Here is a 26,453-nt window from a genome sequence, read left to right as displayed (position 1 = left end):
CTCCAGGAATATCTGACCGATTAAGCGTGGTGCAGATCGGTGTATGGCAGCAGCGCGAGGAAGCGAGCGCGCTTGATTGCGGTGTCGACTTGGCGCTGGTAGTGCGCTTTGGTACCGGTCAGGCGTGCTGGCATGATCTTGCCGTTTTCTTGGACGAAGTCTTTCAGCGTGTCGACGTCTTTGTAGTCGACTTGCTCAACGTGAGCTGCGGTGAAGCGGCAGAACTTCTTGCGTTTGAACAACGGATTTTGCTGTTTGCGTTTTTCTTTAAGCTTGAGCTTATTTTTGTCGAACTTTTTACCGAATGCCATGTCAGGCTCCTGTATCTAAAATGCGCTAGTCAAAGTGACTGCACTAAAATCAATGATGTGAAACACCAAACTCTTGCTGTTGCGGCTCTTCCTGGCCAGGAAACCCGTGAACTGATATACCCCGCCCAAGCTTGCCTGACTGAACCGGCCTGAGATTTCGCCAGCGGCTAGCGCGGCAATATCAAACTCGGTCAAACGGGCAATCCCTGCTTCCATCTGCTGCGAACTGTGCTGCAATACTGCATTCACGATCGGCAGCCCTGCCGGGGTATAGCGCAATATTTCGCGCTCGGCAATGATGGCGGTTACTTGTAGCTGGTTCAGCGCACGATCCTGGTCAAGAATTAAGCTGCTGCTGCGGCTGGAGCGGCTGCTGGTGCTTCGGTGCGGTGGCTTTTGGCCGCGTCTTCGCGTTGTACCGATTTCATCATCGGCGAAGGAGCTGTTTCAGCTTTCTTCATTTTAACGGTCAGGTGACGCAACACGGCATCATTGAATTTGAATGCTGTTTCCAACTCGACCAGGGTCTCGTTGTCGCATTCGATGTTCAGGCAGATGTAGTGTGCTTTAGGCAGCTTTTGGATCGAGTAAGCCATTTGACGGCGGCCCCAATCTTCCACGCGGTGAACCGAACCGCCGCGGGTGGTTACGCTGGCTTTGTAGCGTTCGATCATCGCGGGCACTTGCTCGCTTTGGTCCGGATGGACGATAAAGACTATTTCATAATGACGCATGCAAACTCCTTCAGGTCGGATTGATAATCGCCCACCCCGGCGTCAAGACGGGTGTGGGAAGGTCAGCCGAAGATTATAACCGCCTTTTGCAAACGTTTCAATCATTCCTTCAACAAGCGGCCCGTACACGGGGCCCGCCAGGCGCTTTTCCCTGCGCATTCCAGTATTTCGCACGAAATTCGCGCAAATAACGGAAATTCCCTTGCATAGTGGGCGATACTGTACAAAAATACAGACTGTTCATATAGACAGCATTTTAGTATGCACCCACCGCTCATGATCAAGCTGACAGCACGACAAGAACAAATCCTGAACCTGATCAAGGACGCGATTGAAAATACGGGTTTCCCTCCTACCCGTGCCGAAATCGCCAATGAATTGGGTTTCAAATCGGCCAATGCGGCCGAAGAGCATTTGCAAGCCCTGGCCCGCAAGGGCGCGATCGAGATTTCGCCCGGCACGTCGCGTGGCATTCGCCTGATCGGTGCGGCGGCGAGTGCTGCCGCCGACACGCTGTCCTCGAAGGTGCCGGCAGCACTGCTGATGTCGCTGCCGCTGATCGGCCGCGTGGCAGCCGGTTCGCCCATCCTGGCGCAGGAAAACCTGGAAGCGAGCTACAACGTGGACCCGGCCCTGTTTTCGGCCAAGCCCGACTTCCTGCTGAAGGTACGCGGCTGGTCCATGCGCGACGCCGGCATCATGGATGGCGATTTATTGGCCGTCAAGAAGGTCGACAGCGCCAAGAACGGCCAGATCGTCGTTGCCCGCATCGGCGACGAAGTCACCGTCAAACGCTACAAGAAAACGGGCTCCGTCATCGAACTGCTGCCGGAAAACCCCGACTTCAAGGTCATTACCGTGTCGCCGGAAGATGAATTCGCCCTTGAGGGCCTGGCTGTGGGCTTGATGCGCAGCTGGCATTAAACAGCTGCATATAAAAAGGGCCGCAACAGAATGACTGTTGCGGCCCTTTTCATTTGTCCGGCGGCCTATGCATCCAGTGCCAGGCGGAAATCCTCGAGCAGATCGGCTTCATCCTCGATACCGACGGACACACGGATCAGCGACTCGGCAATGCCCATGCTGGCGCGGCGCTCGGCACCCATCTCGTAGAAAATCGTGTGGGCAACGGGAATGACCAGGGTGCGCGTGTCGCCGAGGTTGCTCGCTGGAATGGCAAGATTGAGACGATTCAGGAAATCGAAGCAGTCGATGCCATCCTTCAATTCAAAGCTGAACAGCGAGCCATAGCTGCGGAACAAGTCCGTCGCCAGCGCGTGCTGCGGGTGCGACGTCAAGCCCGGGTAATGCACGGCAGCCACGCGCGGGTCCGCTTGCAGCATGGTGGCCAGCGCCAGGGCGTTCGAGCAGCTGCGGTCCATGCGCAAGGCCATGGTTTCCGCGCCGACGGCGATATGGTGCGCCGCCTCCGGGCCCAGCGAAGCGCCGAAGTCGCGCAAGGCCTTGGCGCGGATTTGCGCGATGCCCCACTGCGCGGGTGCCGCCTTTTTATAATTGTCGAAAATGTTCGGGTACTGCGTCCAGTCGAACACGCCCGTGTCCGTCAAGCTGCCGCCCAGCGCATTGCCGTGGCCGCCGATGGATTTCGTCAAGGCATTGACCACCAGGCCCGCGCCCACCGCTTTCGGGCGAAACAGGTACGGCGTCGTCATGGTGTTGTCGACGATGTACAGGATGCCCTTCTCGCGACACAGCGCGCCGATCTTTGCCAGGTCGGCGATCTGCGTGCGCGGATTGGCGATGGTTTCCACGAACACGATGCGCGTGGCCGGCGTGATGGCGGCGGCCACGTTGGCCACATCGGTGGCATCGACAAACGACACGGCGATGCCCTGCCCCGTCACCGTTTGCCACAGGCTGTTGGTGTTGCCAAACAAAAAGGCCGACGACACCACATGGTCGCCCGCGCGCAGCAAGGATTGCACCACGGCGCCGATGGCGCCCATGCCGGTGGCGAAGCACAGGGTAGCAACGCCGTCTTCCATCTTGTTGACCTTGTCTTCCAGCGCCGAAACCGTCGGATTGCCCTGGCGGCCGTAGCGAAAGCCCGGCTCCTTGCCCTGGAATACGGAAGCGAGCTGGCGCGCGTCGCCATAGCCAAACGCGACGGAGGTGTGCACGGGCTTGTGCAGGGAGCCATGCTCGATGCCCTTGCGGCGGTCGTTATGCAGGATGGTGGTGGTAAAGCCGTAGTTTTTTTTATCGTTCATGATCGCAGAAAAAAAAAGCCCGGCGCAGGCCGGGCAGGTTACTTATGCTTCCGTTGTCGCCAGGTTCAGGTTCAGCTGGGAACGCGGCGTATCTTCGGGCGCTGCAGCCTTCGGATGGTGGCGCGCATATTCCAGGCGGTCCAGGTATTCCTGCGACACGTCGCCCGTCACGTACACACCATCGAAGCACGAAGCCTCGAAGTTGGTCAGTGCCGGATTGACGTCGGCAATCGCCTGTTTGAGCGCGCCGATATCCTGGTACACCAGGTAATCGGCCGTGATTTCGCGGCACACTTCTTCCGTCGTGCGGCCGTAGGCGATCAGTTCGTCGCGCGTCGGCATGTCGATGCCATACACGTTCGGGTAGATCACCGGTGGCGCGGCCGAGGCGAAGATGACTTTCGTCGCGCCCGCTTCGCGTGCCATCTGCACGATTTCACGGCTGGTGGTGCCGCGCACGATGGAATCGTCAACCAGCAGCACCACTTTATCCTTGAATTCGGATGGAATCGCGTTGAGCTTCTGGCGCACGGATTTCTTGCGCGCCGCCTGGCCCGGCATGATGAAGGTACGGCCGATGTAGCGGTTCTTGATGAAGCCTTCGCGGTATTCCAGGTTCAGCGCCAGGGCCAGCTGGATGGCGGCCGGACGCGAGGAATCGGGAATCGGCATGACCACGTCGATATGCACGTCAGGCAATTCGGCACGGATCTTTTCAGCCAGGTATTCACCCATTTTCAGGCGCGTTGCGTACACCGAGGCGCCGTCGATGACGGAGTCGGGACGAGCCAGGTAGACGAATTCAAACACGCAGGGATTCAGGCTGGCGTTCTCGGCGCACTGGGCGCTGTGCAATTTCTTGTCAGCATCGATGAAGACGGCTTCGCCGGGACCGATATCGCGCACGAAGCGGAAGCCCATGCCTTCCAGGGCCACGGATTCGGAGGCGATCAGGTATTCAGGACCCAGCTCCGTTTCATTGATGCCCAGGCACAGCGGACGGATGCCGTGCGGGTCACGGAAGGCCAGCAAGCCCACGCCGGCGATTTGCGCGACGGCAGCGTAACCGCCCTTGACGCGACGGTTCAGCACGGTAATAGCCTTGAAGATGGCTTCCGGGTCCAGGTTCAGGCCCGTCGTCGCTTCCTGGATCTCATGCGCCAGCACGTTGAGCAGCACTTCCGAATCGGAATCGGTATTGATGTGGCGGCGGTCGTTCTTGAACATTTCCTGTTTCAACTGTTCCCAGTTGGTCAGGTTGCCATTGTGCGCCAGGGTGATACCAAACGGTGCATTCACATAAAACGGCTGTGCTTCCTCTTCGCTCGACGAACCGGCCGTCGGGTAGCGGCAATGGCCGATGCCCGTCGTGCCTTGCAGCGAACGCATGTTGCGCGTACGGAAGACGTCACGCACGAGGCCATTGGCTTTGTGCATGGAAAACATACTGCTGTGATTGGTCGCAATCCCTGCCGCGTCCTGACCGCGATGTTGCAAGAGCAACAATGCATCATAGAGCAATTGATTGACAGGTTGATGGGAAACGACGCCGACGATGCCACACATGGTGTGCTCCTAAACTGTGCTACTGATTTTAAAAAAATTCAAAATTTCACATGCTGCGCGTAAGCGGCAGGCAGATAAGGCTTGATGGCACGCGCGCCCTGCTCCGCGAGCGGGCTGAGCAGCGCATTTTTCCAGAATGGCTGCTGCGGTATGGAAGTCATGCCACACAAGATGACGGCGGTCAGCACGATCACAAGACCCCGCGCCACGCCGAACAGGCTGCCCAGGGTGCGGTCGGCCAGGCTCAGGCCCGTCACCTTGACCAGTGCGTCGACCGTCATGGACAGCAATCCCATCAAAATGCGCACGCCGATGAACAGCACCACGAAGGCCAGCAACAGGCGGACGGCTTCGCCCGGCACGGCTTCCGGCAGGAATTTCGCCAGGGTGGCGCCATACGCGTTGGCAATGACGAAAGCCACGATCCAGCTGACCAATGACAGTATTTCCTTGACCAGGCCGCGCATCATGCTGATCAGCACGGAAGTCACCAGTACGAACAGCACCAGATAATCGAAGATCGTCACGCGCGCTCAGCCTTGCAACATCACGCCGGTACCAGGCTACCGCCCAGGCCCAGCTTTTGCAGCTTGGCGCGGGTCTTTTCGGCGTCTTCGCGGTTGCCGAACGGCCCCACGCGCACGCGGATACGCTCGCCCGCCGGGCTGGAGACTTTCTGCGTGTAGGATTTGATGCCCGCTTCGCGCAACTTGTCCTGCAATTCATCGACCTTGTCCTGCGTCGCCAGGGCTGCCACCTGCACCACGAACTTGCCGTTGCCGGCGTCGTGTGCCTTGTCTTGTGCTTTCTCTTGCGGCTTGTCGAGTGGCTTGCCTTCCAGAATCGCCATGGCGCGCGCCGCATCGTCGGCAGATTGCGCCGGCTTGGCTGGCTTGGCCTCAGGCTTGGCTTCCGGCTTTACCTCATGCTTCGGTTCAGGCTTGGGCTCGTGTTTCGGCTCGGCCTTGGGTTCCGGCTTGGTTTCGTGCTTCGGCTCGGGTTTTGGCTCCGCCTTGACAGGCTTGGACTCAGGCTTGGGCTCGGGTTTCGGTTCCACATAGGCCGGCTTGGCAGGCACAGGCTGGACGGCGGCCAGCACGGGTGCCGGCGCGGGCCTGGCCGCAGGCGGCAGGGGCGCGTCGATGATTTCCTCGGACTGGTCCAGACCATTGTGCGCAGCCGCTTGGGCGGGCACAGCCGGCACGGGTGCAGGCGCACCCACCTTTTCTTTCGAGGGAATGTCGATGGCGATATCGTTGAGCGGCGCCTTCGGTTCGGAATCGAGCAGCATCGGCAAGCCGACAGCCACGCCCAGGGCCAGGGCGATGGCCCCGACCAGGCGGCGGCGGGCGCGCTTTTTTTCAGGCAAGACCGGGTCCGGCGCTTCCTTGCCGCCACGGCGCGATCCGCCGCCACCGGAGGTATTGGCGGCGCGCTTGCGGGTCGGCGACTGTGCTTCGCCAGGGACATAAAAGCCGCTGTCTTCGCCAGAGGATTCTTGCTTGTTTTTAAACAGTTTCGAGAACAAGCCCATGCGTGATTTTCAGTCGAGTGCGTTTCAGTGAAGTGAGGATTTTCGGGCCTTCATCACGCCGGCGACGGTGAGGAAAGAACCAAAGACCACAATTCTATCATTCTCACCGGCCCGGCTCATTGCATTTGCAAAAGCTTGTGCCGGATCATCGAAAATAGACACAGTATGTTCGCTGCTGTCGGGCTTATCGTCGAGCATGATCTGCACCTTGGCGGCCAGCTCGGAAGCCGTCGCCGCGCGCGGCGAAGGCAAGCCCGTCAGGCACCAGTGGTCGACGTGTTCGCCCATCGCGGCCAGCACGCCATCGATATCCTTGTCCTGCATGGAACCGAACACGGCATAGGTGTACGGGTGATAGCCCATATTGCCCAAGTTCTGGTTCAGCGCCGAGGCCGCGTGCGGGTTGTGCGCCACGTCGAGGATCACGCTGGGGCGGCCAGGCAAGACCTGGAAGCGGCCCGGCAATTCCACCGTCACCAGACCCGTGCGCACTTCCTGCGCGCCCACGGGCAGTGTCAGCTTCAGCACTTCCAGCGCGGCCAGCACGGCGGCCGCATTGAGGATCTGGTTTGCGCCGCGCAAGCTTGGATATGCGAGCGAATTGCGGCGCTGCTCGCGTCCGCCGTAGTTCCACTGCTGCTTGTCGCCCGAATAGTTGAAATCGCGGCCCATCAGCCACAGGTCGGCACCGATGGCCTCGGCATGGTCGATCAAGGATTGCGGCGGCACGGGGTCGCTGCAGATGGCCGCCTTGCCCGGACGGAAGATGCCCGCCTTTTCAAAGCCGATCGCTTCGCGCGTGTCGCCCAGGTAATCCGTATGGTCGATATCGATGCTGGTGACGATGGCCACGTCCGCGTCGATCACGTTGACGGCATCGAGGCGCCCGCCCAGGCCCACTTCCAGGATGGCCACGTCCAGCTTGGCTTGCGACAGCAAATGCAGGATCGCCAGGGTGGTGAATTCGAAATACGTCAGCGGCGTGTCGCCGCGCACGGCTTCGACAGCCTGGAAGCTGGCGACGAGCTGTTCATCGCTGGCCATCTCGCCCAGCACGCGGGCACGCTCATTGAAATCGAGGAAATGCGGCTTGATGTACAGCCCCACTTTGTAGCCGGCACGCAACAGTACCGATTCCAGCATGGCACAGGTGGAACCCTTGCCATTGGTTCCCGCCACCATGATCACGGGGCAAGTAAAAGCCAGTTGCAGGCGCGCCTTGACGGCTTGCACGCGGTCCAGGCCCATGTTGATCTGGGTTTCCGAATGGCGGGTTTCCAGCATGGCGAGCCATTCCGGCAATGTAGTGGGGAGCTTGTGCATGGGAGACTTCTTGATGAGGAGACAGTGCGCGAGGCGCGCAAACGGTGTGGCGTGGCAACCGGGCGGGTCCGCAGGACACCGCCCGGCCTGTTACTCTGGCGTTAAGCCAGGACTTCGACGGCCTGGTTTTGCAACAAGGCCAGCAGACGGGCGATTTCTTCGCGCATCTTGCGGCGGTCGACGATCATGTCGACGGCGCCCTTGGTGACGAGGAACTCGGCGCGCTGGAAGCCTTCCGGCAGTTTTTCGCGCACGGTGTTTTCAATCACGCGTGGGCCGGCAAAGCCGATCAGCGCTTTCGGCTCGGCAATGACGACGTCGCCCATGAAGGCGAACGAGGCGGACACGCCGCCCATGGTGGGGTCGGTCAGCACGCTGATGAATGGCAATTTCTTTTCGGACAGCTTGGTCAACATGGCCGTGGTTTTCGCCATCTGCATCAGGGACAGCAAGCCTTCCTGCATGCGCGCGCCACCGGTGGCGGTGATGCAAATGAACGGCACTTTCTGTTCCAGCGCGATTTGCGCGCCGCGCACGAAGCGCTCGCCCACGACGGAGCCCATGGAGCCGCCCATGAATTCGAATTCGAAGCACGCCACGACCACTGGCAGGCTCATGATGGCGCCACCCATGACGACCATCGCATCCGTCTCGCCCGTCGCTTCCATGGCGGACTTCAGGCGGTCCGGGTATTTCTTGCTATCCTTGAACTTCAGGGTGTCGACGGGCAGGATTTCCTGGCCGATTTCATAGCGGCCGCCCGCGTCGAGCAGGCTGTCGAGGCGTTCACGCGCGCGGATGCGCATGTGATGGTCGCATTTCGGACACACGTGCAAATTCGATTCCAGGTCCGTACGGTACAGCACGGCTTCGCACGATGGACACTTGACCCACAGGCCTTCCGGCATGGTCTTGCGCGCGGCAGCATCAGAACGCTGTATGCGCGGTGGCAGCAGTTTTTCCAACCAACTCATATTTTCTCCTTGGGCCCTTGTAGGGGTAGCGTCAGTGGACGCCCCCGGCAGACGGTAAACGGCGACGCCCCGCAGGGCGCCACCAAAAAATTTTATCTATTGCACAATGACAGGCATTCAGTGGCCGAAGTGTAGCCGTTTATCGCCGGGCTGTCGAACTTTGCCATCAACGCAAATGCGTAAACGGCAAGCTTACTCAGGCGTCCAGTGCGGCGCGGATGCCCGCCGTAAAGCTGCGCACGGCGTCGACGGCGCCCCCTGGCGGCGCATTTTCAATCTCCTGGATGATGCGGCTGCCGATCACGACGGCATCGGCCACCTTGGCCACAGCCTTGGCCGTAGCGCCATCGCGGATGCCGAAGCCCACGCCGATAGGTAATTTTACATGCTGGCGAATGGCCGCGAGGCGTTCCGCCACCTGTTCCGTATCAATGTTGCCTGCACCCGTGACACCCTTGAGCGACACATAATAGCTGAAGCCACCGCCAACCTTGGCCACTTGCGCGATGCGCTCTTCCGTCGAAGTAGGCGCCAGCAGGAAGATCAGGTCGAGGCCGGCAGCGCGCATGGCGGCGGCAAATTGCTCGCACTCTTCCGGCGGATAGTCGACGACGATGGCGCCATCGGCGCCGGCCGCTTGCGCTGCATCGATAAACGCGGCGCTGCCGATACGCTCGATGGGATTGGCGTAACCCATCAGTACCACGGGCGTCGTCTGGTTTGTTTCGCGGAACTGGCGCACATAGCCGAACACATCGTGGATGCCGACGTTGAATTTCAAGGCACGTTCGCAGGCGCGCTGGATGACGGGGCCTTCGGCCATGGGGTCGGAAAACGGCACGCCCAGCTCCAGTATATCGGCGCCGCCATCGACGAGCGCGTGCATAAGCGGCACGGTGACGTCGGGGCCGGGGTCGCCGGCGGTGATGAAGGTGACCAGGCCGGTCTTGTTGTTCGATTTTAAATTGGCAAAGGTGGTGGCGATACGGGACATGGTGATCTTTCTTAATGATGGACAGGTGGAATAATTTCAACCCAAAAGCAAAGGCTGGGGTCAGTCCCTGCGGGATCGGAATGCGCACCACTGGCGCGCACTCCCCCGGCGGGTCTGACCCCATTGACACGCTGCTAGTTGAAATTCAATCCCATGCGTTCCGCCACGGTATGCATGTCCTTGTCGCCACGGCCCGACAGGTTGGCCAGCACGATCTGGTCTTTCGGCAAGGTGGCCGCCAGCTTGGCCGCGTAGGCCAGCGCGTGCGACGATTCCAGGGCCGGGATGATGCCTTCGATATGGCAGCAGTCGTGGAAGGCCTGCAATGCCTCGTCGTCCGTGATCGACACGTATTGCGCGCGTCCGGAATCTTTCAACCAGGCATGTTCCGGGCCCACGCCCGGGTAGTCCAGGCCGGCCGAGACGGAATGCGTCTCGATGATCTGGCCATTCTCATCCTGCAGCAGATAGGTGCGGTTGCCGTGCAGCACGCCAGGGAAGCCCGCCGTCAGCGAAGCCGAGTGCTTGCCCGTGTCCAGCCCTTCGCCGGCCGCTTCCACGCCGATCAGCTTGACATCTTTCTGGTCGATATACGGGTAGAAGATGCCCATGGCGTTCGAGCCGCCGCCGATGCAGGCCACCACGTAATCGGGCTGACGGCCCGTCATTTCCGGCATCTGCACCAGGCATTCCTCGCCGATCACGGACTGGAAGTCGCGCACCATCATCGGGTAAGGATGGGGTCCGGCCACGGTGCCGATGATATAAAAGGTGTTTTCGATGTTGGTGACCCAGTCGCGCATGGCTTCGTTCAGCGCATCCTTGAGGGTCTTGGAGCCGGATTCGACGGGCACCACGGTCGCGCCCAGCAATTTCATGCGGTACACGTTCTGCGCCTGGCGCTTGACGTCTTCGCTCCCCATGTAGACCACGCATTCGAGGCCGAAGCGGGCGCAGATGGTGGCCGTGGCCACGCCATGCTGGCCGGCGCCCGTCTCGGCGATGATGCGCGGCTTGCCCATGCGCTTGGCCAGCAGGGCCTGGCCGATCACGTTATTGATCTTGTGCGCGCCCGTGTGGTTCAAGTCTTCACGCTTGAAATAGATTTGCGCGCCGCCCGCCATCTGGGACCAGCGCTTGGCGTGGTAGATGGGCGACGGACGGCCGACGAAATGTTTCAGCTCGTAACGGAATTCTTCCAGGAACTCCGGGTCAACGCTGTAGCGCGCGTAGGCGTCTTTCAGCTCGGCCAGCGCGTGCGTGAGCGTTTCAGCAACAAACGCGCCGCCATACGGGCCGAAATGGCCGCGCAGGTCGGGAAAAGGATAATCGGTGGCGTGGAACAATGCGGCGGCGGCGCCGGGCGCGGCGCTGTGGTCATTCGTGTGGTCATTCATGGTGGTTTCCTCTGGCAATGATGGCATCGGCATCCTGCACCGCGGCGATGAACGCGCGGACTCTGGATGCGTCCTTGATGCCCTTGGACGCTTCGACACCACTGCTGATGTCGACGGCGTAAGGGCGCACGCGCACCACTGCGTCAGTCGCGTTTTGTACGCTCAAGCCACCACTTAAAACGACCCGAGGCGCGAGTTCTTCTGGAATGAGGGACCAATCAAATACCTTTCCTGCACCGCCGTAGGCATCCACATAGGTATCGAGCAAGAGGCTGGAGAACAAGGGACTGGCGGCGCGATAGCGCTGTTCGTATTCTAGCAAATCTTCGAAGCGGGTGTCGGGTTTGACGCGGAACACTTGCGTAAACGGCGTATTGACGGCGCCAGCCAGCGCGGCGCTGTGTTCGGGAGTCTCGTCGCCATGAAATTGCAGCAGCGACAAGGGCGCCACGGCCTTTGTGGCCAGTACGTCTTCCACCGTGGCGTTGACGAACAAGCCCACCGTCGTCACGTAGGGCGGCACGGCGGCGATCAGGCTGGCCACCTGCTGTGGCGTCACGTAACGGGGGCTTTTCGGATAAAACACGAAGCCGATGGCGTCGGCGCCCGCCGCCACGACCGCCTGAATGTCTTCAATGCGGGTCAGGCCGCAGATCTTGATGCGTGTGCGAGGCATGCTTTTCCTTGATGTTATTGCTTGATGCGAAGCGTCAGAACCAGGGCAAGGCGCTGCTGCTGTCTTGCGGCAATTCCCATTTCGGGTCGTAATCGATCTGCGCCAGGTACAGGCCGTCCGGCATGAAGGTAGGCGCAGCAGCATGGCGGTCTTTGCTTTCAAGCAAGTGCCCCAGCCAGTCCGGCTTTTCGCGCCCCGTGCCGATATACACGAGCGAACCGACCAGGTTGCGCACCATGTGGTGCAAAAAGGCATTCGCTGTAATGGTGAAGATGACGCAATCGCCGCGCCGCTCGATGCGGATGTCATGCATCAGCTTGACGGGCGACTTGGCCTGGCATTGCGCGGCGCGGAAGGCCGTGAAATCGTGCCAGCCCAAGAGCGGCTGCACGGCCTGGCGCATCAGTTCCACGTCCAGCGGGCGGAAAAAGAAGCCTGCGCGCCCTTCCACCAGCGGCGAACGGGTGGCGTTGTTGTACAACACATAATGATAGGTGCGCGCGCGGGCGCTGAAGCGGGCGTGGAAGAAATCGTTGACGGTGGGGTCGCCTTCGAGTTCCCGGGCCCAGCGCACGGCGATGGATTTCGGCAGGAAGGCGTTGACGCCGCGCACCCACGAGTGCACGTCGCGGTTCAATTCCGTATCGAAGTGCACCACTTGCTCGAGCGCATGCACGCCCGTATCCGTGCGGCCGGCGCAGGTGGTGGCCAGGCGCACGCGGGCAAACTGCTCCAGCGCGTTTTCCAGCTGGTCCTGCACCGTCTGCCCATCTTCCTGTTTCTGGTACCCATGCCAGGCCGTGCCGTCATACTGCAGGCCGAGGACGATACGCTTCAATGGCGTTGCTGTCGTAATATTTTGCATCGAAGCATTATACCGGCGCAAAGGCGGCCCCGCCTTCCGGCCACACAAGCGCCTGAGACGGCGTTCAGGGCAAGGCGCGCGGTCGAAGACAGTACGAATAGTACGGCGAGACCGTGCAACGCAGCCATGGACGTCGTATCAGGTGCTTAGCTCAGCAGAGCTCTCATGGTATTCGCCTTCGCGACCTGTTCGGCGCTACCGCCCTTGATGACTTCATCGATCAGCTCGCGCGCGCCTTCCTTGTCACCGATTTCCTGGTAAGCGATCGCCAAGTCCAGCTTGGTATCCATTTCCATGTGGATGGCCGACAGCGGGTCGTCCACGCCCACGCTGGCCGTCTTGCCATCGTTGAGGTCCAGGTCGATGCCGGACAGGTCGAATTCCTGTGCCGGCGGTATGGCTTCCGGCAAGGTGGCCGACGTTTGCGCGTCGTCAAACAGGCTGTCGAGGGAAGGCTCGGCCGCCGCCACCGGCGCGGCAGCTGGCGCCACGGGCGCGTCGAGGTCGAAATGGGCCAGGTCCACATCCTTCAATGGATCAGGCAACGGCGTCAAACCGGCGCCCACGCCATTCACGGGGCCGGCTGGCGGTTCCAGGTCGAGGCCGAAATCCATGCTGGCGTCATAGTGCGCATCGTGCGCGGGGGACTGCGGCTTGCTGTCCGGCCCCGGCATGACGATCGGATCGCTGGTGGAGACGGGCTCGAAATCGAGGCTGTCGAGGTCAAAATCGAGAGGATCGCGCGCATCGCGGGCGCTCACGGAGGAAACCGGCTCTGCCGGCGCCAGATCGGCCAGCGGTGCTGACGGCTCGTCAGGCAAGTCCATGCTCTGGCCATGCAAGTCGTCGCCAACACTCTTGCTGAGGCTGACAACGGCGTCGTCTTCCGTATCGCCATACAGGGGGTTGGTGGGGTCGAGTGCCAGGCCCAGCGCTGCCGCTTGCGGCCACTCTTCGCCCTGGCCCCGCGTCAGGCTGTAGAGCTCGCTGGCCTGGTCTTCAAACGCGCGCACATCGTTGCGGGCCGAATAGATTTCCAGCAACTTCAAGCGGGCAGCATGGCGCTCGGGGTGGATACGCAAGGCTTCCTTGAGGATATCTTCCGCCTGGCCATCGCGGCCGTAGGCGATATACACGTCCGCTTCGGCGACAGCGTCTGTTTCATTGCCTTCAAGCATGCTGGCACCCGCTGCGGCGGCCACGCCGGCAGCGGCGGCGCCCGTGCCAAACAGGTGGTTGCTCGCTTCGGACTGCTGGTCTTCCGGCGCCAGGCCGGCCGGCGGTGCCACGGGCGCTTCCGGCTCGAACACTGGGGCGATATCTTCGGCGGGCGGCGGCGCTTCCTTGCGGCGGCGCGCGATCACCAGCGCCGCCACGGCCGCCAGCAACGCGGCCAGGCCGATGCCGATGGCACCCAGGTGGTCGCTGATCTTGTCGGCGAAGGTCGGTTCCAGCGGCGACGGTTTTTTCACCAGCGGCACCGGTTTCGCTTTAGGCACTGGCGGCTGGGCTTCGACCGGCGCGCTGACGACGGCGCTGGCCGCTGCACTGGCCGGAACGCTGGCCAATGCGCTGGCAACGGCCTCGGCCGGCTTGGCGGGCGCGGGAGCGCTCTTGTCGGCCATGGCCTTGCTCTTCACCGCCATCAACTTTTCCAGGTCGCTGACGTTCTTTTCCAGCTCTTTGACGCGCGCGGCCGCTTCATCGACCTGTTTGGCCTTGGCGATCTTGTCTTCTTCGCTGGCGACGGCGCTCTTGCCGGCCGACTTGGCCGCCGGCTCCGCCTTCGACAGTTTTAGCTTGTCTTGCGACTCGCTCACGGCCGTCGGTTTTTCCTGCACGCGGGTAAGCCCGATCTTGCCGGTCGTGCTTTGCGTCGCTTGCGCGGCCTTGGTCGGCTTGCTTTGCGATACCTGGCCCGCCAGCTTGTTGCGGTAGGCTTCGAAATCGATGGCGTGCGCCGTCACGACACCCTTCGCTTCGGCCGCGTCGGTGGCGCGCACGGCGTCCGCACCTGGCAAGGCCAGGATGCGCCCGGCCTGCATGCGGTTCATGTTCTCGCCCTTGAAGGCGTCGGGATTGGCGCGGTACAGGGCGACGAGCATCATGTCGAGCGAGACGCCCGATGGTTTCAGTTCGCTGGCGATGCGGCTCAGGGTGTCGCCCGCCTTGACCTTGTATTCTCCAGCCGGCTTCTTGCGTGACTCCTGCGTCGCCGTCGGCTCCACATTGCGCCCGGCCCGGCCCGGTTCGGCCGGGGCCGTCACTTGCGCGCCGCGCGTCTGGCGCGCCTCGGGCGTGTCGAGCACGAACGCATATTCGCGCACCTGGCGCCCGCTCTTGCTGCTCAGTTCCAGCAGCAAATCCACCATGGGTTCGGCCACCGGTTGCGCCGAACTGATGCGGATGAAGGACTTGCCGTTGCGGCTTTCCACGGCAAACGTCAGCGCGTTCAGGGCGGGATTGAATTCCACGTTGGCCTGGCGGTAGGCATCCGGCGGCGCCAGCTTGGCCAGCAGGCCAGCTGCCTCGCCCGGCTTGACGGCCGATAATTCGACCTCGGCGCGCAGCGGCTGGCCGGCGGCGGACAGCACCGTGATCTTGCCCAGCTCGGCTGCGGATGCCGCCGGTGACAATAACACCGCACAGGCGACAGCGCTGCTGAGTGTTTTAATGGCAAGGGAGGCGACCCGGGGACGAGTATGTACAGGCATAGTTGGCGGCATCTTAGTTGACATGGGAAAACTGTTACTTTTCCAGAGGTATCAACATATCATCATGCCCAGAGCTATGCAAGCTCCGCATGGTTGAGCCTTGACGGGCTCGGGGCGAAAAAAAAGCCGGGAAAACACCCCCGGCTTGATCTTGATCAGCAATTAATTGCCATTACGCGTCCAGCAAAATGCGCAGCATGCGGCGCAGCGGCTCGGCCGCACCCCACAGCAACTGATCGCCCACGGTGAAGGCGGACAGGTATTCGCCACCCATGCTCATCTTGCGCACGCGGCCCACGGGTATCGTCAGGCTGCCCGTGACGGCGGCCGGCGACAGGTCGCGCACGGACGCTTCGCGCGTGTTCGGCACGAATTTCACCCATTGATTATTGCTGGCGATGATATCGTTGATTTCATCGAGCGGCACGTCTTTCTTCAGCTTGATGGTCAATGCCTGCGAGTGGCAGCGCATGGCGCCGATGCGCACGCACAGGCCGTCGACAGGGATTTCCTTGGTGCCAAAGTCCACGCCGCGGCCCAGGATCTTGTTGGTTTCCGCGCCAGCTTTCCATTCTTCCTTCGACTGGCCGTTGCCCAGGTCCTTGTCGATCCACGGAATCAGGTTGCCGGCCAGCGGCGCGCCGAACTGCTTGATCTCGTCCGGCGAGTAGCCGTGCTGGGTGGCCAGCACCTGGCGGTCGATTTCCAGGATCGCCGAGGCCGGGTTTTCCAGCAGCGCCTTGACGGAGCCGTTGATGGTGCCAAATTGCGTCAGCAGTTCGCGCATGTGCTGCGCGCCGCCGCCCGATGCCGCCTGGTAAGTCATCGACGTCATCCAGTCGATCAGGTCGTGCTGGAACAGGCCGCCCAGGCCCATCATCATGCAGGACACGGTGCAATTGCCGCCGATGTAGTTCTTCACGCCCTTGCCCAGCGCATCCTTGATGACGTGCAGGTTGACGGGGTCGAGCACGATGACGGCGTCTTTTTCCATGCGCAAGGTCGAGGCCGCATCAATCCAGTAGCCATTCCAGCCCGCTGCGCGCAGCTGCGGGAAAACGGCGCTCGTATAGTCGCCGCCCTGGCAGGAAATGATGATGTCGCACTTGGACAGTTCGGCGATGTTGTTGGCATCCTTGAGGATGGTTTCATTCTTCGCCATGGCCGGCGCCGCGCCGCCCGTGTTCGAGGTGGTGAAAAACACCGGTTCGATGTGGGCGAAATCGCCCTCTTCCTGCATGCGCTGCATCAGGACCGAACCGACCATACCGCGCCAACCTACCAAGCCAACTAATTTCATTACCATTCCTCAAGATGAGACGGCGACTGCCGTCATTAGACTATTTTATCCCAGTGCTTTTACAACTGCATCGCCCATCGCCTCGGTACCCACCAAGGTGGTGCCCGCTTCATGGATGTCGGCCGTGCGCAAGCCCTGCGCCAACACTTTCTTCACGGCACCTTCGATGCGAGCTGCCTGCTCTTCGCGGTTCAGCGAATAGCGCAGCATCATGGCCGCCGACAAAATCGTCGCCAACGGATTGGCGATGCCCTTGCCCGCGATATCGGGCGCCGAGCCGTGCGACGGCTCGTACAAGCCCTTGTTGTTGGCGTCCAGCGAAGCGGACGGCAGCATGCCGATCGAGCCCGTCAGCATGGCGGCCGCGTCCGACAAGATGTCGCCGAACATGTTGCCGGTCACCATGACGTCGAATTTCTTCGGTGCCCGCACCAGCTGCATGGCCGCGTTATCGACATACATATGATCGAGCGCAACATCCGGGTATTCCTTGTGCACGTCGATGACGATGTCTTTCCAGAACTGGAACGTTTCCAGCACGTTCGCCTTGTCCACGCTGGTCAAACGCTTGTCGCGCTTTTGCGCCGCCTGGAAGGCCACATGGGCGATGCGGCGGATTTCGCCTTCCGCATAGCGCATGGTGTCAAAACCTTCGCGCTGCCCCTTGAACGGACCGTCCGGGCACTCGCGCACGCCGCGAGGCTGGCCGAAATAGATGTCACCCGTCAATTCACGGATGATCAGGATATCCAGGCCGGACACCACTTCCGGTTTCAGGGTCGAGGCGCCCGCCAGTTCCGGGTACAAAATGGCCGGACGCAGGTTGGCGAACAGGCCCAGGTTCTTGCGCAAGCCCAAAATAGCCTGCTCGGGACGGAACTGGCGCTCAAGGTTGTCGTACTTGTAGTCGCCGACGGCGCCGAACAGCACGGCATCGGCCGCCTTGGCCAGCGCCAGCGTGCCTTCCGGCAAGGGATGACCATGGGCCGCATAGCCGGCGCCGCCCACGGGCGCGCTTTCCAGCTCGAACGATTCGCCCAGCACATTCAAGACCTTGACGGCTTGCGCGACGATTTCAGGACCGATGCCGTCGCCGGGTAAGATTGCAATTTTCATGTTTTTATCGATCAGATGACGTTGGCGAGCCAGGGTTGAGTGGCGAGATGGCGTTCTTCGAAGGCGCGAATATCGTCGGCGTGACGCAGGGTCAGACCGATATCGTCGAGGCCATTCATCAGGCAATATTTGCGGAAGGCGTCGATTTCGAACGGATACGAGACGCTACCATTGCTGGTGCGCACGCATTGCTGTTCCAGGTCGACCACCAGCTTGTAGCCGGGGAAGGCCTTGACTTCATTGAACAGGTGCTCGACCTGGCTTTCCGACAACACGATGGGCAGCAAGCCGTTCTTGTAGCAGTTATTGAAGAAGATGTCGGCAAACGAGGGCGCGATGATGGCGCGGAAACCATACTGATCCAGCGCCCACGGCGCGTGTTCGCGCGAGGAGCCGCAGCCGAAGTTCTTGCGCGTCAGCAAGATCGAGGCGCCCTGGTAGCGCGGCTCGTTCAGCACGAAATTGGGGTTCAGCGGACGGCGGCTGTTGTCCTGGCCCGGTTCGCCATGGTCCAGATAACGCCATTCGTCGAACAGGTTGGGGCCGAAACCGCTGCGGTGGATCGATTTCAGGAATTGCTTCGGGATAATCGCGTCGGTGTCGACGTTGGCGCGGTCCAGCGGCGCCACCAGGCCTTCGTAAATCGTAAATTTATCCATGCTGTTTCTACTCGGTAGGACGGGCGACGCAGGGCGCCGGCACGTCGCGGTTTATTTTCCGCCGGCGCCAGTGACGACCTGGCCGACTTTCTGCACATCGCGGCCAATGCCCGAGACGGTGTTGCAGCCAGACAGGATGACGGTGGCGATGAGGAGGGCGATGAGTTTTTTCATGATGATTTCGTTTATTTCAGGGGAATGGATGACGTTAGTGTAAACCAGCAACTGAAAGCTGGGGTCAGACCCCAGAATTTAGCTGCGTTGCCACGCAGCCCCCTTAATTCATCGCAAGCCCCGCACGTCGACAAAGTGGCCGGCGATGCCCGCCGCTGCCGCCATCGCGGGCGACACCAGGTGGGTACGGCCGCCCTGCCCTTGCCGGCCTTCGAAGTTGCGGTTCGAGGTCGAGGCGCAGCGTTCGCCCGGCTCCAAACGGTCGGCATTCATGGCCAGGCACATGGAGCAGCCCGGCTCGCGCCACTCGAAACCGGCATCCTTGAAGATGCGGTCCAGGCCTTCGCGCTCGGCCTGGTCTTTCACAAGCCCGGAACCTGGCACCACCAGTGCCAGGGTGACGTTCGAGGCGCGGTACTTGCCGCGCACCACGGCAGCCGCCGCACGTAAATCTTCGATGCGCGAATTGGTGCAGGAACCGATGAAGACCTTGTCGATGCGGATGTCTTCGATGGCAGTATTGGGTTTCAGGGCCATGTAGACCAGCGCCTTTTCCATCGCATCGCGCTTGACGCTGTCTTTTTCCTGGTCAGGATCCGGCACGCGGCCATCGATGCCGATCACCATCTCGGGCGACGTGCCCCAGGTCACTTGCGGCACGATGTCGCCAGCATTGAGGGTGACGACCAGGTCGAAGCGGGCGCCCGGGTCCGAATGCAGGGTGCGCCAGTAGGCCACGGCGCGTTCCCAGTGCGGACCTGCCGGCGAAAACGGGCGGCCCTTGACGTAATTGATGGTGGTGTCGTCCACGCCGATGATGCCGGCACGCGCGCCCGCCTCGATGGCCATGTTGCACACCGTCATGCGACCTTCCATCGACAGGGCGCGAATGGCCGAGCCGCCGAACTCGATACAGTAGCCCGTGCCGCCGGCCGTGCCGATCTTGCCGATGATGGCCAGCACGATATCTTTCGCCGTCACGCCGGCAGGCAAGCCGCCGTCGACCTGCACCAGCATGGATTTGGATTTCTTTTGCAGCAAGGTCTGCGTGGCCAGCACGTGCTCCACTTCCGACGTGCCGATGCCGTGCGCCAGCGCGCCGAAGGCGCCGTGCGTGGAGGTGTGCGAGTCGCCGCACACGACCGTCATGCCGGGCAAGGTCGCACCCTGTTCAGGGCCGATCACATGCACGATACCCTGGCGCTTGTCGTTCATGTTGAAGTAGGTCAAACCGTAATGCTTGGCGTTTTTGTCCAGCGTTTCCACCTGCAGGCGCGAAACGGGGTCGGCGATGCCGTCGACGCGGCTGGTAGTGGGCACGTTATGGTCGGCCACGGCCAGGTTGGCGGAAATGCGCCACGGCTGGCGGCCCGCCACGCTGAGGCCATCGAAGGCTTGCGGGCTGGTGACTTCGTGCAGCAGGTGCCGGTCGATATACAAAATTGTCGTGCCATCATCTTCGGCCCGAACAACGTGGGATTCCCAGAGTTTGTCGTAAAGCGTCTTCATCATGATTTATGCAGCGTTGCCACAGCCTGTTTAAGTGATCAAGTGATACCAAGTCATACGGTGATCCACAGGGATTATGCCATATATTGCGCAATACAGAACCGAAACAGGTAAAAGCGTGGGATTGGCGATACAAAGTTTGGCCACATTGTTAGATATGAGCTGGAAATTGCCGATATCGGCACATTGGCGGCATGCCGGCCCCATCCGCAGGCGGGTTGCCGAACGAGTCACGGCGCGATCAGAAATTGATATTTTTTCCTCAACCTTTCGTGTATTGTATTTCGACAATAATGACCGGCGCGCGCGCGCACGCGCTTACAACCGATGGGGACCTGAATGAAACTGCACTTATGGGCGCTGGCCGCCCTGACCCTGGCCAACACGCACGCGGTCGCCGCCGCGCCACGAGAAACCTGCGTACAGGACTTGCGCGCCATTGCGCCCTTCCTGCTGGAAAACGATACGGGCGCACGCGCCCACCTGGCGCAAAAGGGCCAGGCCTATTTCGACCTGGCGCTGGCCACGGCCACCACGGCGGCGGCCCGCGCGGCCGATGACAAGGCTTGCAACGCGATCCTGGGAAACTATCTGGGCATGTGGCGCAAAGGCCATTTGTACGTGAAGCCGGGCAGCACGCAAGACATCGCCAAGCCTGCGCCGGCCAAGCCGAGCATAGCGGGCCAGCCTTCCCCGTCGAAGGAGCCGGCGCTGCAGATCTTGTCAGACTCGACTGTGCTCCTGACCCTGCCCAGCTTCCACGACCGCTACCGCGCCGCCGTGGCCGCCCTGCTCGACACGCACCGCGCGGCACTGGCGGCGCGTCCCAACTGGATCCTCGACGTGCGCCGCAACGGCGGTGGCAGCGACAGCACGTATGCGCCGCTGCTGCAATGGATCAGCTCGGACGAGATGGTCAGCCTGGGCGCCGAATGGCTGTCCACGCCGGCCAATATCGAAGGCCAGGAAAAAGTCTGCCCGCTGCTCTCGCCCGGCGACGAGGCATGCGCGGCTTTCGCGGCCCAGGCCGTGGCACAGATGCGCACGGTCAAGCCGGGTGAATACGTATCACAGGAAAGTGGCGAACTCATCAGCTATACCCGCGTGAGCACGCCGCAGCCGCGCCGGCCCGCGCGCGTGGCCGTGCTGGTGGACCGCGATTGCGCCAGCTCCTGCGAAGAATTCCTGCTGGCGGCGCGGCAAAGTTTTCACGTCAAATTGATCGGCCGCAACAGCGAAGGCGCGCTCGACTATTCCAACCTGCGCCTGCACACCCTGCCTTCCGGCGTGCGCCAGCTGCAATACGCCACCTCGCGCTCGGCCCGTTTGCCACAGCTACAGGTCGACCTAGATGGCATCATGCCCGACATCTACCTACCTCCGCCGAAGGACGAGGCGGAGCGCGCCCAGGAAATCGTGCGCGTGCAGCGCTGGCTGGAAGGCGGCAGTCTACGCCCGGATCACATTTGACGCCGCTAGCACCATAAAAAAACCCGCTAAACATAGCGGGTTTTCTCATGAATACAGCGATACTTACAGCGCCTGACAAAACCGTAACGAGCGGAAGGGAGAGGTGGCTAAGAAGCGCAACCGTACTAAAGTACGGTGAGCATCGCAGGCCGCCTATACCGACGCGCAGTAGGTTTTGTCAGGTGCAATCATGCAGCCAAACGCACACTACCCCTGCAACCATCCATCAGGAAAGATAGGCCCACGACCAGCACCAGCTCGCCTTCGGCCGAGCGGGCAGTACCGGTAATGCCTTCCACGGTGATGGCCGTCATCGGCTTGATCACCAGGTCGGCCGTGCCATCGACGGCGGCCACGGCGAGAATGTACGGCTGTGGCGCAGCGACAACAATGCCTACGCGTTCGCTGCACGATTCGTAACCCAGGGCGCCGGCCAGCGAACGCACGGGCAATGGACGACCCTGGTCTTTCAGCACAGGCGCGCCGCCCACTTCCATGAAGGTTTCCGGCAATTCGACGACGCGCTGCACTACCGCCATCGGCAGCGCCAGCGCGGCGCCCGAGGTGGACACCAGCATGGTCGGCACGATGGACAGCTCGATCGGCAGGCGGATGGCAAACTTTGTGCCCTTGCCCAGCGTCGATTCGATGTGGATGGCGCCGCGGTTTTTCTCCACGGCCGTCTTGACCACGTCCATGCCCACGCCGCGTCCGGAGACGCTGGACGCCACTTCCTTGGTCGAGAAACCAGGCAGGAACACCAGCTGGAAGCATTCGTCGTTGCTCAATTGCGCGTTTTCGCTGATCAAGCCCTTTTGCTGGGCCTTGCTGCGCAGGAAGGCCGGGTCCATGCCCTTGCCATCATCCTGCAGCACGATCATGACACTGTTCGCTTCCTGCCAGGCTTTGAGCGAAATATACGACTTGGCAGGCTTGCCTGCAGCCAGGCGCGCTTCCGGCGACTCAACGCCATGGTCGAGCGAATTGCGCAGCATGTGCACGAGCGGATCGTACAGGCTGTCGACCACCACGCGGTCGACTTCCGTCTCCGCACCTTCGATGGTCAGCTCGACATCCTTGCCTAGGTCTTTCGCCAGTTCGCGCACCAGGCGCGGGAATTTCTGGAACAATCGGCCCACGGGCTGCATGCGCGTGGCCAGGGTGGCGCGTTGCAGTTCGGTCGAGTAGCGCGACGCGCGCTCCAGGGTTTCCGCCAGGGTCGCCATCAGGGTGGCGGCCTGGCCTTCGAATTTGAATTGCAGCAAGCGTTCGAGCAGCACGGCAGCCTGGTTGGCAGCCTGCACCGACTCGCCGGCCACTTCCAGCAGCGCGTCGAGCTTGACGGCATCGACGCGGATGCTGTCCTCCTTGACGGGCGCGGCATGGCGCACTTCCGGACGCTCGTCGCGGCGTTCCGCGCCATCCCAGGCCTTGGCAGCCGGCTTGGTAGCAGTGGCAGGTGCGGCGGCCACGACGGCAGGCGCGGCGGCGACGGCGGAAGCCGGTGCGGCAGCGACCTGGCTACCCGCCGGCACGACGGCGTTATACATGCCTTCCCAGTCCAGGCCATCGGCACCGGCGCTGGAAACAGCGGCGGCTGGCGCCGCCACGAGCACTTCGGCAACGGGCGCGGCGGCTTGCGCCACAACGGCAGCGGCAGGTGCAGGTGCAGGTGCGTCCATGCCCTTGCCTTCGATGGCGTTCGTCAGGATGTGTTCCAGCTCTTCCGGCATGGCCGGCAAGCTTTCCGGCGCGGCACCGTTGGCCAGTTCCGTCAGCTGGTCGGCCACGAAACCGGACGCTTGCAGCGCCGCCTCGATGGCGATCGGGGTCACGGGCGCGGCGCCCGTGCGCAAGGCGTCGAACAGATTTTCCGTCAGATGGCAGGCCGCCACCAGCGCGGGCAAGCCCATGAAGCCGGCGCCACCCTTGATGGTGTGGAAGGAACGAAACACGGCATTCAGTGTTTCCTTGTTGTCAGGATCACGCTCGAGGCGCAATAAGTGCTCTTCAACATTAACCGCAAGATCCATCGCCTCAACGACGAAATCCTTGAGCATATCGTCCATTAGAATCCCAAATCCGCAAGAAGGTCGTCTACATTATCCTGGTCCAGCGCCACCGACGGCACGGACGGGCCTTGCATCAGCGGCACCGGCTTTTGCGCCAGTTTCTCGCGCACTTCAGCCGGCGCGTTGTCGCGCAGCAGCTGGGCAAGCTCGTGCTCCACCGTCTTGGTGATGTTGACCACTTTTTTGATCAGCTGGCCCGTGATGTCTTGGAAGTCCTGCGCCATCATGATTTCCAGCAAGCGCGCTTTTTCCGCTTCCGTTGCCTCGGCAACGGCTTGCGCGAACTGGCGCGAGTCGCCAGCCAGGGCCTTGAATTCTTCCAGGCTCAGCTTGCCATCGAACAGCGCCGTCCAGCGGCTGTCCATGTCCTTGGCTTTCTTCGACAGCACATCTTGCGCCGGCATGCCTTCGTCGAGCGTATTCAGGACCTTGTTGGCGGCCTGTTCGGTCAGGGTGGCGACATATTCCAGGCGGTCCTGGGCATCGACGATCTGCGACGACGCTTCCGTCAACGCCTTGTCGTAGCCCAATTCGCGCAGCGAATCGTGCAGCAGGCGCACGATGCCGCCCAGGCGCTCGAACATCGGCTTGTCGGACTGGTCGACAGGATCGGCCGCTTCGCCAGGCACGCCTGCGGCAGCCGCCGGTGACGCTTCCGGCGCGGCGGCGACTGGCGCTTCCGCGGCGGCTGACGGCACGGCAGCGCTGGCCGACACCGAGTCGAACAGCGCATCAAAATCATCGTCCGCGATCACTGCTGCGGGCGCTGCGGCAGGCGCGGGCTTGGGAGCGGCCGCACTTTGCGCAGATACTTCATCGAATAATGCATCAAAATCATCAGCGGCGTTGGTCATATCCCTGCTTCTCCATAATTTGTCAAAATTCCGCCTGAACTGTGCGTTTTACAGACTGATACCCACAATTTCTCGATTAAGATGATTTGAGGCAATACCGCTGCGATGGTGCGAGTGTAGCAGGGCGCCGCCCTGTTGGTAAATCTCAAAACGCGCTTCCTGGTGTAAAGCTGCTCCATAAGACCTTTTCCGTCAGGAAATAAGTGTTCCTGCCGTTGTATTTTGAAATACTACCATTGGCGTGCCTGCAAGACCACGCGCCGCACAAGAAATCCTGCTCGCGGGCGCCTGCGCAACAGTGCGTCATGGATATCATTGCGGCTAAAACACGATCTTTCTACCAATGTTGTCTATACTGAAGGTGCAATAGTATTGATAATTATCAAGTCTTTACATGAATACCATGCTGCTGCCGCGCCTACAATTAGGGGCGTTGCACGCGCTGAGTCACCGCCAAAGGACCTGCCATGTATAAGAAAATTCTGATCGCCACGGACGGCTCCACCGTCTCCAACCTGACGGCCTGTGCCGGCGTTGCCTTTGCCGAACAGATGCAAGCCGACATCCTTGCCGTGTACGTGGCGCCCGAATACCAGTATCCGGTGTACATCGAAATCATTCCACCAAGCTATCCCAGCGAGGAGGAATACCGCATCGCCATGCGCAAGGCGGGCGCCGACCACTGGCAGCCCATCCTCGACGCGGCCGCCAAGCGGGGCCTGGAAGCGACGGGCCTGACCGCCTTTTCCGACAGCCCCGCCCTGAAAGTTGTGGAAGTGGCGCAATTGCAGCAATGCGACCTGATTTTCATGGGCTCGCATGGCCGCAGCGGCTGGGGGCAATTGCTGCTCGGCAGCGTGACCAACAAAGTGCTGTCGCACTCGAAATTGCCGGTGCTCGTGCATAGGCTGATCAAGGAACCCCCATCGAAATAAGGGGTCACATGGCCACGCAGGCCGCCGCAGCCGATATATCGCGCAAATAAGGCAAAACTGCGGCCACTTCAGTTAAGATGACAAAATTTCACGTTTCTTAACACCTGGCCGGCCGCCACAAAACGGCCAGGGCAAATTACACGCCTCCAGATTGCGCCTATGATACGTATTGTGATTGCCGACGACCACACCATCATGCGGGAAGGATTGAAGCGCATCCTTGACGGCGCGCCGGACATCGACATCGTGGGCGAAGCCATCGACGGCTTTGAGGTACTCAACCACGTACGCCAGGGCGGCTTCGACCTGTTGCTGCTCGACCTGTCGATGCCGGGCCGCAGCGGCGTCGACCTGATCCGGCAAATCCGCAGCGAGGCGCCCAAGCTGGCCATCCTGATCCTCACCATGCACGAGGAAGAACAATATGCGGTGCGCGCCATCCGCGCCGGCGCGCAAGGCTATCTGACCAAGGAAAGCGCGGGCACCCAGCTGGTGGGCGCCATCCACAAGGTGGCGTCGGGGCGCCCCTACATCAGCGCCGAGGTGGCAGAGCAACTTGTGCTCAACATCATGATGCCGAATGAAAGCTTGCTGCACAAACAGCTGTCGGACCGCGAGTTCGAAGTCTTTTCCCTGCTGGTGGCGGGCAAGTCGATCACGGAAATCGCCAACAATCTGCACCTGAGCGTGAAGACGGTGAGTACGCACAAGACGCGCATCATGCAAAAGATGGGCATGAGTTCGCTGTCGGAAATGGTCCAATATGCCGTGGCGCACCGCCTGCTGTCCCCCTTCAAGACCTGACCGTGCTCGCCTGCGAGTAGGAACAATCCTACATCAATTGCCACAGCTCCTACTGTCATATTCAGCCACTGCTGATATTAATTGCATACGGTTGTTGGCATACTGAAACCAGTAATCAAGTTGCTGGGAAGTTATTTCATCACACAGCAAGTCTTCAGCGAATTGAGCATTACCAGCCTGGACGCGCGCCGCCGACCCTTGCCCGCCCGCCGTCCTGCGCACCTTGTCATTCAACTCGGAA

25 protein-coding genes are annotated in these 26,453 nt (G+C 61.3%); 4 read left to right on the top strand and 21 right to left on the bottom strand.

Translation table 11 applies throughout. The annotated features are described in order from the left end of the window. Positions 1–20 precede the first annotated feature (20 nt). The 3 genes from rpsR to rpsF are packed head-to-tail and all read right to left on the bottom strand — an operon-like array spanning position 21 to position 1,045. Positions 21–311: a 30S ribosomal protein S18 gene (gene rpsR / locus ACQ4W0_RS26115; RefSeq protein WP_010400024.1), complete on the bottom strand. Its 291-nt coding sequence runs from the start codon at positions 309–311 to the stop codon at positions 21–23. A gap of 15 nt (positions 312–326) precedes the next feature. After that, complete coding sequence (gene priB / locus ACQ4W0_RS26110) at positions 327–635, bottom strand: primosomal replication protein N (RefSeq protein WP_436579508.1); 309 nt, start codon at positions 633–635, stop codon at positions 327–329. A 20-nt stretch (positions 636–655) separates the two neighbouring features. Beyond that, positions 656–1,045 carry a 30S ribosomal protein S6 gene (rpsF, locus tag ACQ4W0_RS26105; protein WP_034750499.1) on the bottom strand — a complete coding sequence of 130 codons (390 nt, stop codon included), beginning with the start codon at positions 1,043–1,045 and terminating at the stop codon, positions 656–658. Positions 1,046–1,321: 276 nt separating this feature from the next. Between rpsF and lexA the strand changes: the two genes are divergently transcribed. Beyond that, positions 1,322–1,969: a transcriptional repressor LexA gene (gene lexA, locus ACQ4W0_RS26100; RefSeq protein ID WP_436579507.1), complete on the top strand. Its 648-nt coding sequence runs from the start codon at positions 1,322–1,324 to the stop codon at positions 1,967–1,969. 65 nt (positions 1,970–2,034) lie between these two features. Here the strand turns inward: lexA and ACQ4W0_RS26095 are convergent, their stop codons facing one another. The 16 genes from ACQ4W0_RS26095 to leuC form a co-directional block, all read right to left on the bottom strand. Next, positions 2,035–3,276 (bottom strand): cystathionine gamma-synthase family protein, encoded by a 1,242-nt coding sequence (locus ACQ4W0_RS26095; protein ID WP_436579397.1) that lies wholly within the window; start codon positions 3,274–3,276, stop codon positions 2,035–2,037. 42 nt (positions 3,277–3,318) lie between these two features. Then, positions 3,319–4,842 carry an amidophosphoribosyltransferase gene (gene purF / locus ACQ4W0_RS26090; protein ID WP_436579396.1) on the bottom strand — a complete coding sequence of 508 codons (1,524 nt, stop codon included), beginning with the start codon at positions 4,840–4,842 and terminating at the stop codon, positions 3,319–3,321. 38 nt (positions 4,843–4,880) lie between these two features. Next, positions 4,881–5,369 carry a CvpA family protein gene (locus ACQ4W0_RS26085; protein ID WP_092795381.1) on the bottom strand — a complete coding sequence of 163 codons (489 nt, stop codon included), beginning with the start codon at positions 5,367–5,369 and terminating at the stop codon, positions 4,881–4,883. A 20-nt stretch (positions 5,370–5,389) separates the two neighbouring features. Next, positions 5,390–6,376 (bottom strand): SPOR domain-containing protein, encoded by a 987-nt coding sequence (locus tag ACQ4W0_RS26080; RefSeq protein ID WP_436579395.1) that lies wholly within the window; start codon positions 6,374–6,376, stop codon positions 5,390–5,392. A 24-nt stretch (positions 6,377–6,400) separates the two neighbouring features. Further along, positions 6,401–7,699 carry a bifunctional tetrahydrofolate synthase/dihydrofolate synthase gene (gene folC / locus ACQ4W0_RS26075; protein ID WP_436579394.1) on the bottom strand — a complete coding sequence of 433 codons (1,299 nt, stop codon included), beginning with the start codon at positions 7,697–7,699 and terminating at the stop codon, positions 6,401–6,403. A 101-nt stretch (positions 7,700–7,800) separates the two neighbouring features. Then, the gene (gene accD, locus ACQ4W0_RS26070) at positions 7,801–8,673 is read right to left on the bottom strand and encodes an acetyl-CoA carboxylase, carboxyltransferase subunit beta (RefSeq protein ID WP_010400390.1); all 873 of its coding nucleotides are present in this window, start codon (positions 8,671–8,673) and stop codon (positions 7,801–7,803) included. 196 nt (positions 8,674–8,869) lie between these two features. Beyond that, complete coding sequence (gene trpA, locus ACQ4W0_RS26065; protein ID WP_436579393.1) at positions 8,870–9,667, bottom strand: tryptophan synthase subunit alpha; 798 nt, start codon at positions 9,665–9,667, stop codon at positions 8,870–8,872. Positions 9,668–9,801: 134 nt separating this feature from the next. Further along, positions 9,802–11,064: a tryptophan synthase subunit beta gene (trpB, locus tag ACQ4W0_RS26060; RefSeq protein ID WP_436579506.1), complete on the bottom strand. Its 1,263-nt coding sequence runs from the start codon at positions 11,062–11,064 to the stop codon at positions 9,802–9,804. Continuing rightward, positions 11,057–11,740: a phosphoribosylanthranilate isomerase gene (locus ACQ4W0_RS26055; RefSeq protein WP_436579392.1), complete on the bottom strand. Its 684-nt coding sequence runs from the start codon at positions 11,738–11,740 to the stop codon at positions 11,057–11,059. The genes trpB and ACQ4W0_RS26055 overlap by 8 nt, the downstream gene beginning before the upstream one ends. A gap of 34 nt (positions 11,741–11,774) precedes the next feature. After that, on the bottom strand, positions 11,775–12,578 hold the full coding sequence (gene truA, locus ACQ4W0_RS26050) for a tRNA pseudouridine(38-40) synthase TruA (RefSeq protein ID WP_046685795.1): 804 nt from the start codon (positions 12,576–12,578) through the stop codon (positions 11,775–11,777). Positions 12,579–12,751: 173 nt separating this feature from the next. Beyond that, positions 12,752–15,247 carry a motility hub landmark protein FimV gene (locus tag ACQ4W0_RS26045; RefSeq protein ID WP_436579391.1) on the bottom strand — a complete coding sequence of 832 codons (2,496 nt, stop codon included), beginning with the start codon at positions 15,245–15,247 and terminating at the stop codon, positions 12,752–12,754. Between the two features lie 244 nt (positions 15,248–15,491). Continuing rightward, positions 15,492–16,619 carry an aspartate-semialdehyde dehydrogenase gene (asd, locus tag ACQ4W0_RS26040; RefSeq protein WP_436579390.1) on the bottom strand — a complete coding sequence of 376 codons (1,128 nt, stop codon included), beginning with the start codon at positions 16,617–16,619 and terminating at the stop codon, positions 15,492–15,494. 45 nt (positions 16,620–16,664) lie between these two features. Next, a complete protein-coding gene (gene leuB / locus ACQ4W0_RS26035; protein ID WP_436579389.1) occupies positions 16,665–17,735 on the bottom strand; it encodes a 3-isopropylmalate dehydrogenase in 1,071 nt (356 codons plus the stop codon). A gap of 11 nt (positions 17,736–17,746) precedes the next feature. Further along, a complete protein-coding gene (gene leuD, locus ACQ4W0_RS26030; protein WP_436579388.1) occupies positions 17,747–18,394 on the bottom strand; it encodes a 3-isopropylmalate dehydratase small subunit in 648 nt (215 codons plus the stop codon). A 51-nt stretch (positions 18,395–18,445) separates the two neighbouring features. Further along, a complete protein-coding gene (locus tag ACQ4W0_RS26025; RefSeq protein ID WP_436579387.1) occupies positions 18,446–18,568 on the bottom strand; it encodes an entericidin A/B family lipoprotein in 123 nt (40 codons plus the stop codon). Positions 18,569–18,676: 108 nt separating this feature from the next. Further along, on the bottom strand, positions 18,677–20,080 hold the full coding sequence (leuC, locus tag ACQ4W0_RS26020) for a 3-isopropylmalate dehydratase large subunit (protein WP_436579386.1): 1,404 nt from the start codon (positions 20,078–20,080) through the stop codon (positions 18,677–18,679). Positions 20,081–20,416: 336 nt separating this feature from the next. On the opposite strand from leuC, the gene ACQ4W0_RS26015 reads away from it, so the two are divergent. Further along, positions 20,417–21,547: a S41 family peptidase gene (locus ACQ4W0_RS26015; protein ID WP_436579385.1), complete on the top strand. Its 1,131-nt coding sequence runs from the start codon at positions 20,417–20,419 to the stop codon at positions 21,545–21,547. Positions 21,548–21,735: 188 nt separating this feature from the next. Here ACQ4W0_RS26015 and ACQ4W0_RS26010 read toward each other — a convergent pair whose 3' ends face one another. Together ACQ4W0_RS26010 and ACQ4W0_RS26005 are read right to left on the bottom strand one after the other, a co-directional pair. Continuing rightward, complete coding sequence (locus tag ACQ4W0_RS26010; protein WP_436579384.1) at positions 21,736–23,616, bottom strand: chemotaxis protein CheA; 1,881 nt, start codon at positions 23,614–23,616, stop codon at positions 21,736–21,738. After that, on the bottom strand, positions 23,616–24,473 hold the full coding sequence (locus tag ACQ4W0_RS26005; protein ID WP_436579383.1) for a protein phosphatase CheZ: 858 nt from the start codon (positions 24,471–24,473) through the stop codon (positions 23,616–23,618). Before ACQ4W0_RS26005 ends, ACQ4W0_RS26010 begins: the two co-directional genes overlap by 1 nt. A 467-nt stretch (positions 24,474–24,940) precedes the next feature. Between ACQ4W0_RS26005 and ACQ4W0_RS26000 the strand changes: the two genes are divergently transcribed. After that, positions 24,941–25,408, top strand: coding sequence for a universal stress protein (locus tag ACQ4W0_RS26000; RefSeq protein WP_436579382.1), 468 nt, complete (start codon positions 24,941–24,943; stop codon positions 25,406–25,408). 159 nt (positions 25,409–25,567) lie between these two features. Beyond that, a complete protein-coding gene (locus tag ACQ4W0_RS25995) occupies positions 25,568–26,212 on the top strand; it encodes a response regulator (protein ID WP_034750556.1) in 645 nt (214 codons plus the stop codon). Positions 26,213–26,453: the final 241 nt, after the last annotated feature.

The sequence above is a fragment of the Janthinobacterium breve genome (assembly GCF_051380895.1).
GTDB lineage: Bacteria > Pseudomonadota > Gammaproteobacteria > Burkholderiales > Burkholderiaceae_D > Janthinobacterium.
The sequence above is the reverse complement of the archived record's forward strand: the minus strand, read 5'-3'. Positions and strand labels throughout refer to the sequence as shown.

Bases quoted from the DNA above. Each gene is read 5' to 3' on its own strand.
- rpsR (WP_010400024.1), bottom strand. From the start codon at position 311: ATGGCATTCGGTAAAAAGTTCGACAAAAATAAGCTCAAGCTTAAAGAA.
- rpsF (WP_034750499.1), bottom strand. From the start codon at position 1,045: ATGCGTCATTATGAAATAGTCTTTATCGTCCATCCGGACCAAAGCGAG.
- lexA (WP_436579507.1), top strand. From the start codon at position 1,322: ATGATCAAGCTGACAGCACGACAAGAACAAATCCTGAACCTGATCAAG.
- ACQ4W0_RS26095 (WP_436579397.1), bottom strand. From the start codon at position 3,276: ATGAACGATAAAAAAAACTACGGCTTTACCACCACCATCCTGCATAAC.
- purF (WP_436579396.1), bottom strand. From the start codon at position 4,842: ATGTGTGGCATCGTCGGCGTCGTTTCCCATCAACCTGTCAATCAATTG.
- ACQ4W0_RS26080 (WP_436579395.1), bottom strand. From the start codon at position 6,376: ATGGGCTTGTTCTCGAAACTGTTTAAAAACAAGCAAGAATCCTCTGGC.
- folC (WP_436579394.1), bottom strand. From the start codon at position 7,699: ATGCACAAGCTCCCCACTACATTGCCGGAATGGCTCGCCATGCTGGAA.
- accD (WP_010400390.1), bottom strand. From the start codon at position 8,673: ATGAGTTGGTTGGAAAAACTGCTGCCACCGCGCATACAGCGTTCTGAT.
- trpA (WP_436579393.1), bottom strand. From the start codon at position 9,667: ATGTCCCGTATCGCCACCACCTTTGCCAATTTAAAATCGAACAACAAG.
- trpB (WP_436579506.1), bottom strand. From the start codon at position 11,064: ATGAATGACCACACGAATGACCACAGCGCCGCGCCCGGCGCCGCCGCC.
- ACQ4W0_RS26055 (WP_436579392.1), bottom strand. From the start codon at position 11,740: ATGCCTCGCACACGCATCAAGATCTGCGGCCTGACCCGCATTGAAGAC.
- asd (WP_436579390.1), bottom strand. From the start codon at position 16,619: ATGAAATTAGTTGGCTTGGTAGGTTGGCGCGGTATGGTCGGTTCGGTC.
- leuB (WP_436579389.1), bottom strand. From the start codon at position 17,735: ATGAAAATTGCAATCTTACCCGGCGACGGCATCGGTCCTGAAATCGTC.
- leuD (WP_436579388.1), bottom strand. From the start codon at position 18,394: ATGGATAAATTTACGATTTACGAAGGCCTGGTGGCGCCGCTGGACCGC.
- ACQ4W0_RS26025 (WP_436579387.1), bottom strand. From the start codon at position 18,568: ATGAAAAAACTCATCGCCCTCCTCATCGCCACCGTCATCCTGTCTGGC.
- leuC (WP_436579386.1), bottom strand. From the start codon at position 20,080: ATGATGAAGACGCTTTACGACAAACTCTGGGAATCCCACGTTGTTCGG.
- ACQ4W0_RS26015 (WP_436579385.1), top strand. From the start codon at position 20,417: ATGAAACTGCACTTATGGGCGCTGGCCGCCCTGACCCTGGCCAACACG.
- ACQ4W0_RS26010 (WP_436579384.1), bottom strand. From the start codon at position 23,616: ATGGACGATATGCTCAAGGATTTCGTCGTTGAGGCGATGGATCTTGCG.
- ACQ4W0_RS26005 (WP_436579383.1), bottom strand. From the start codon at position 24,473: ATGACCAACGCCGCTGATGATTTTGATGCATTATTCGATGAAGTATCT.
- ACQ4W0_RS26000 (WP_436579382.1), top strand. From the start codon at position 24,941: ATGTATAAGAAAATTCTGATCGCCACGGACGGCTCCACCGTCTCCAAC.
- ACQ4W0_RS25995 (WP_034750556.1), top strand. From the start codon at position 25,568: ATGATACGTATTGTGATTGCCGACGACCACACCATCATGCGGGAAGGA.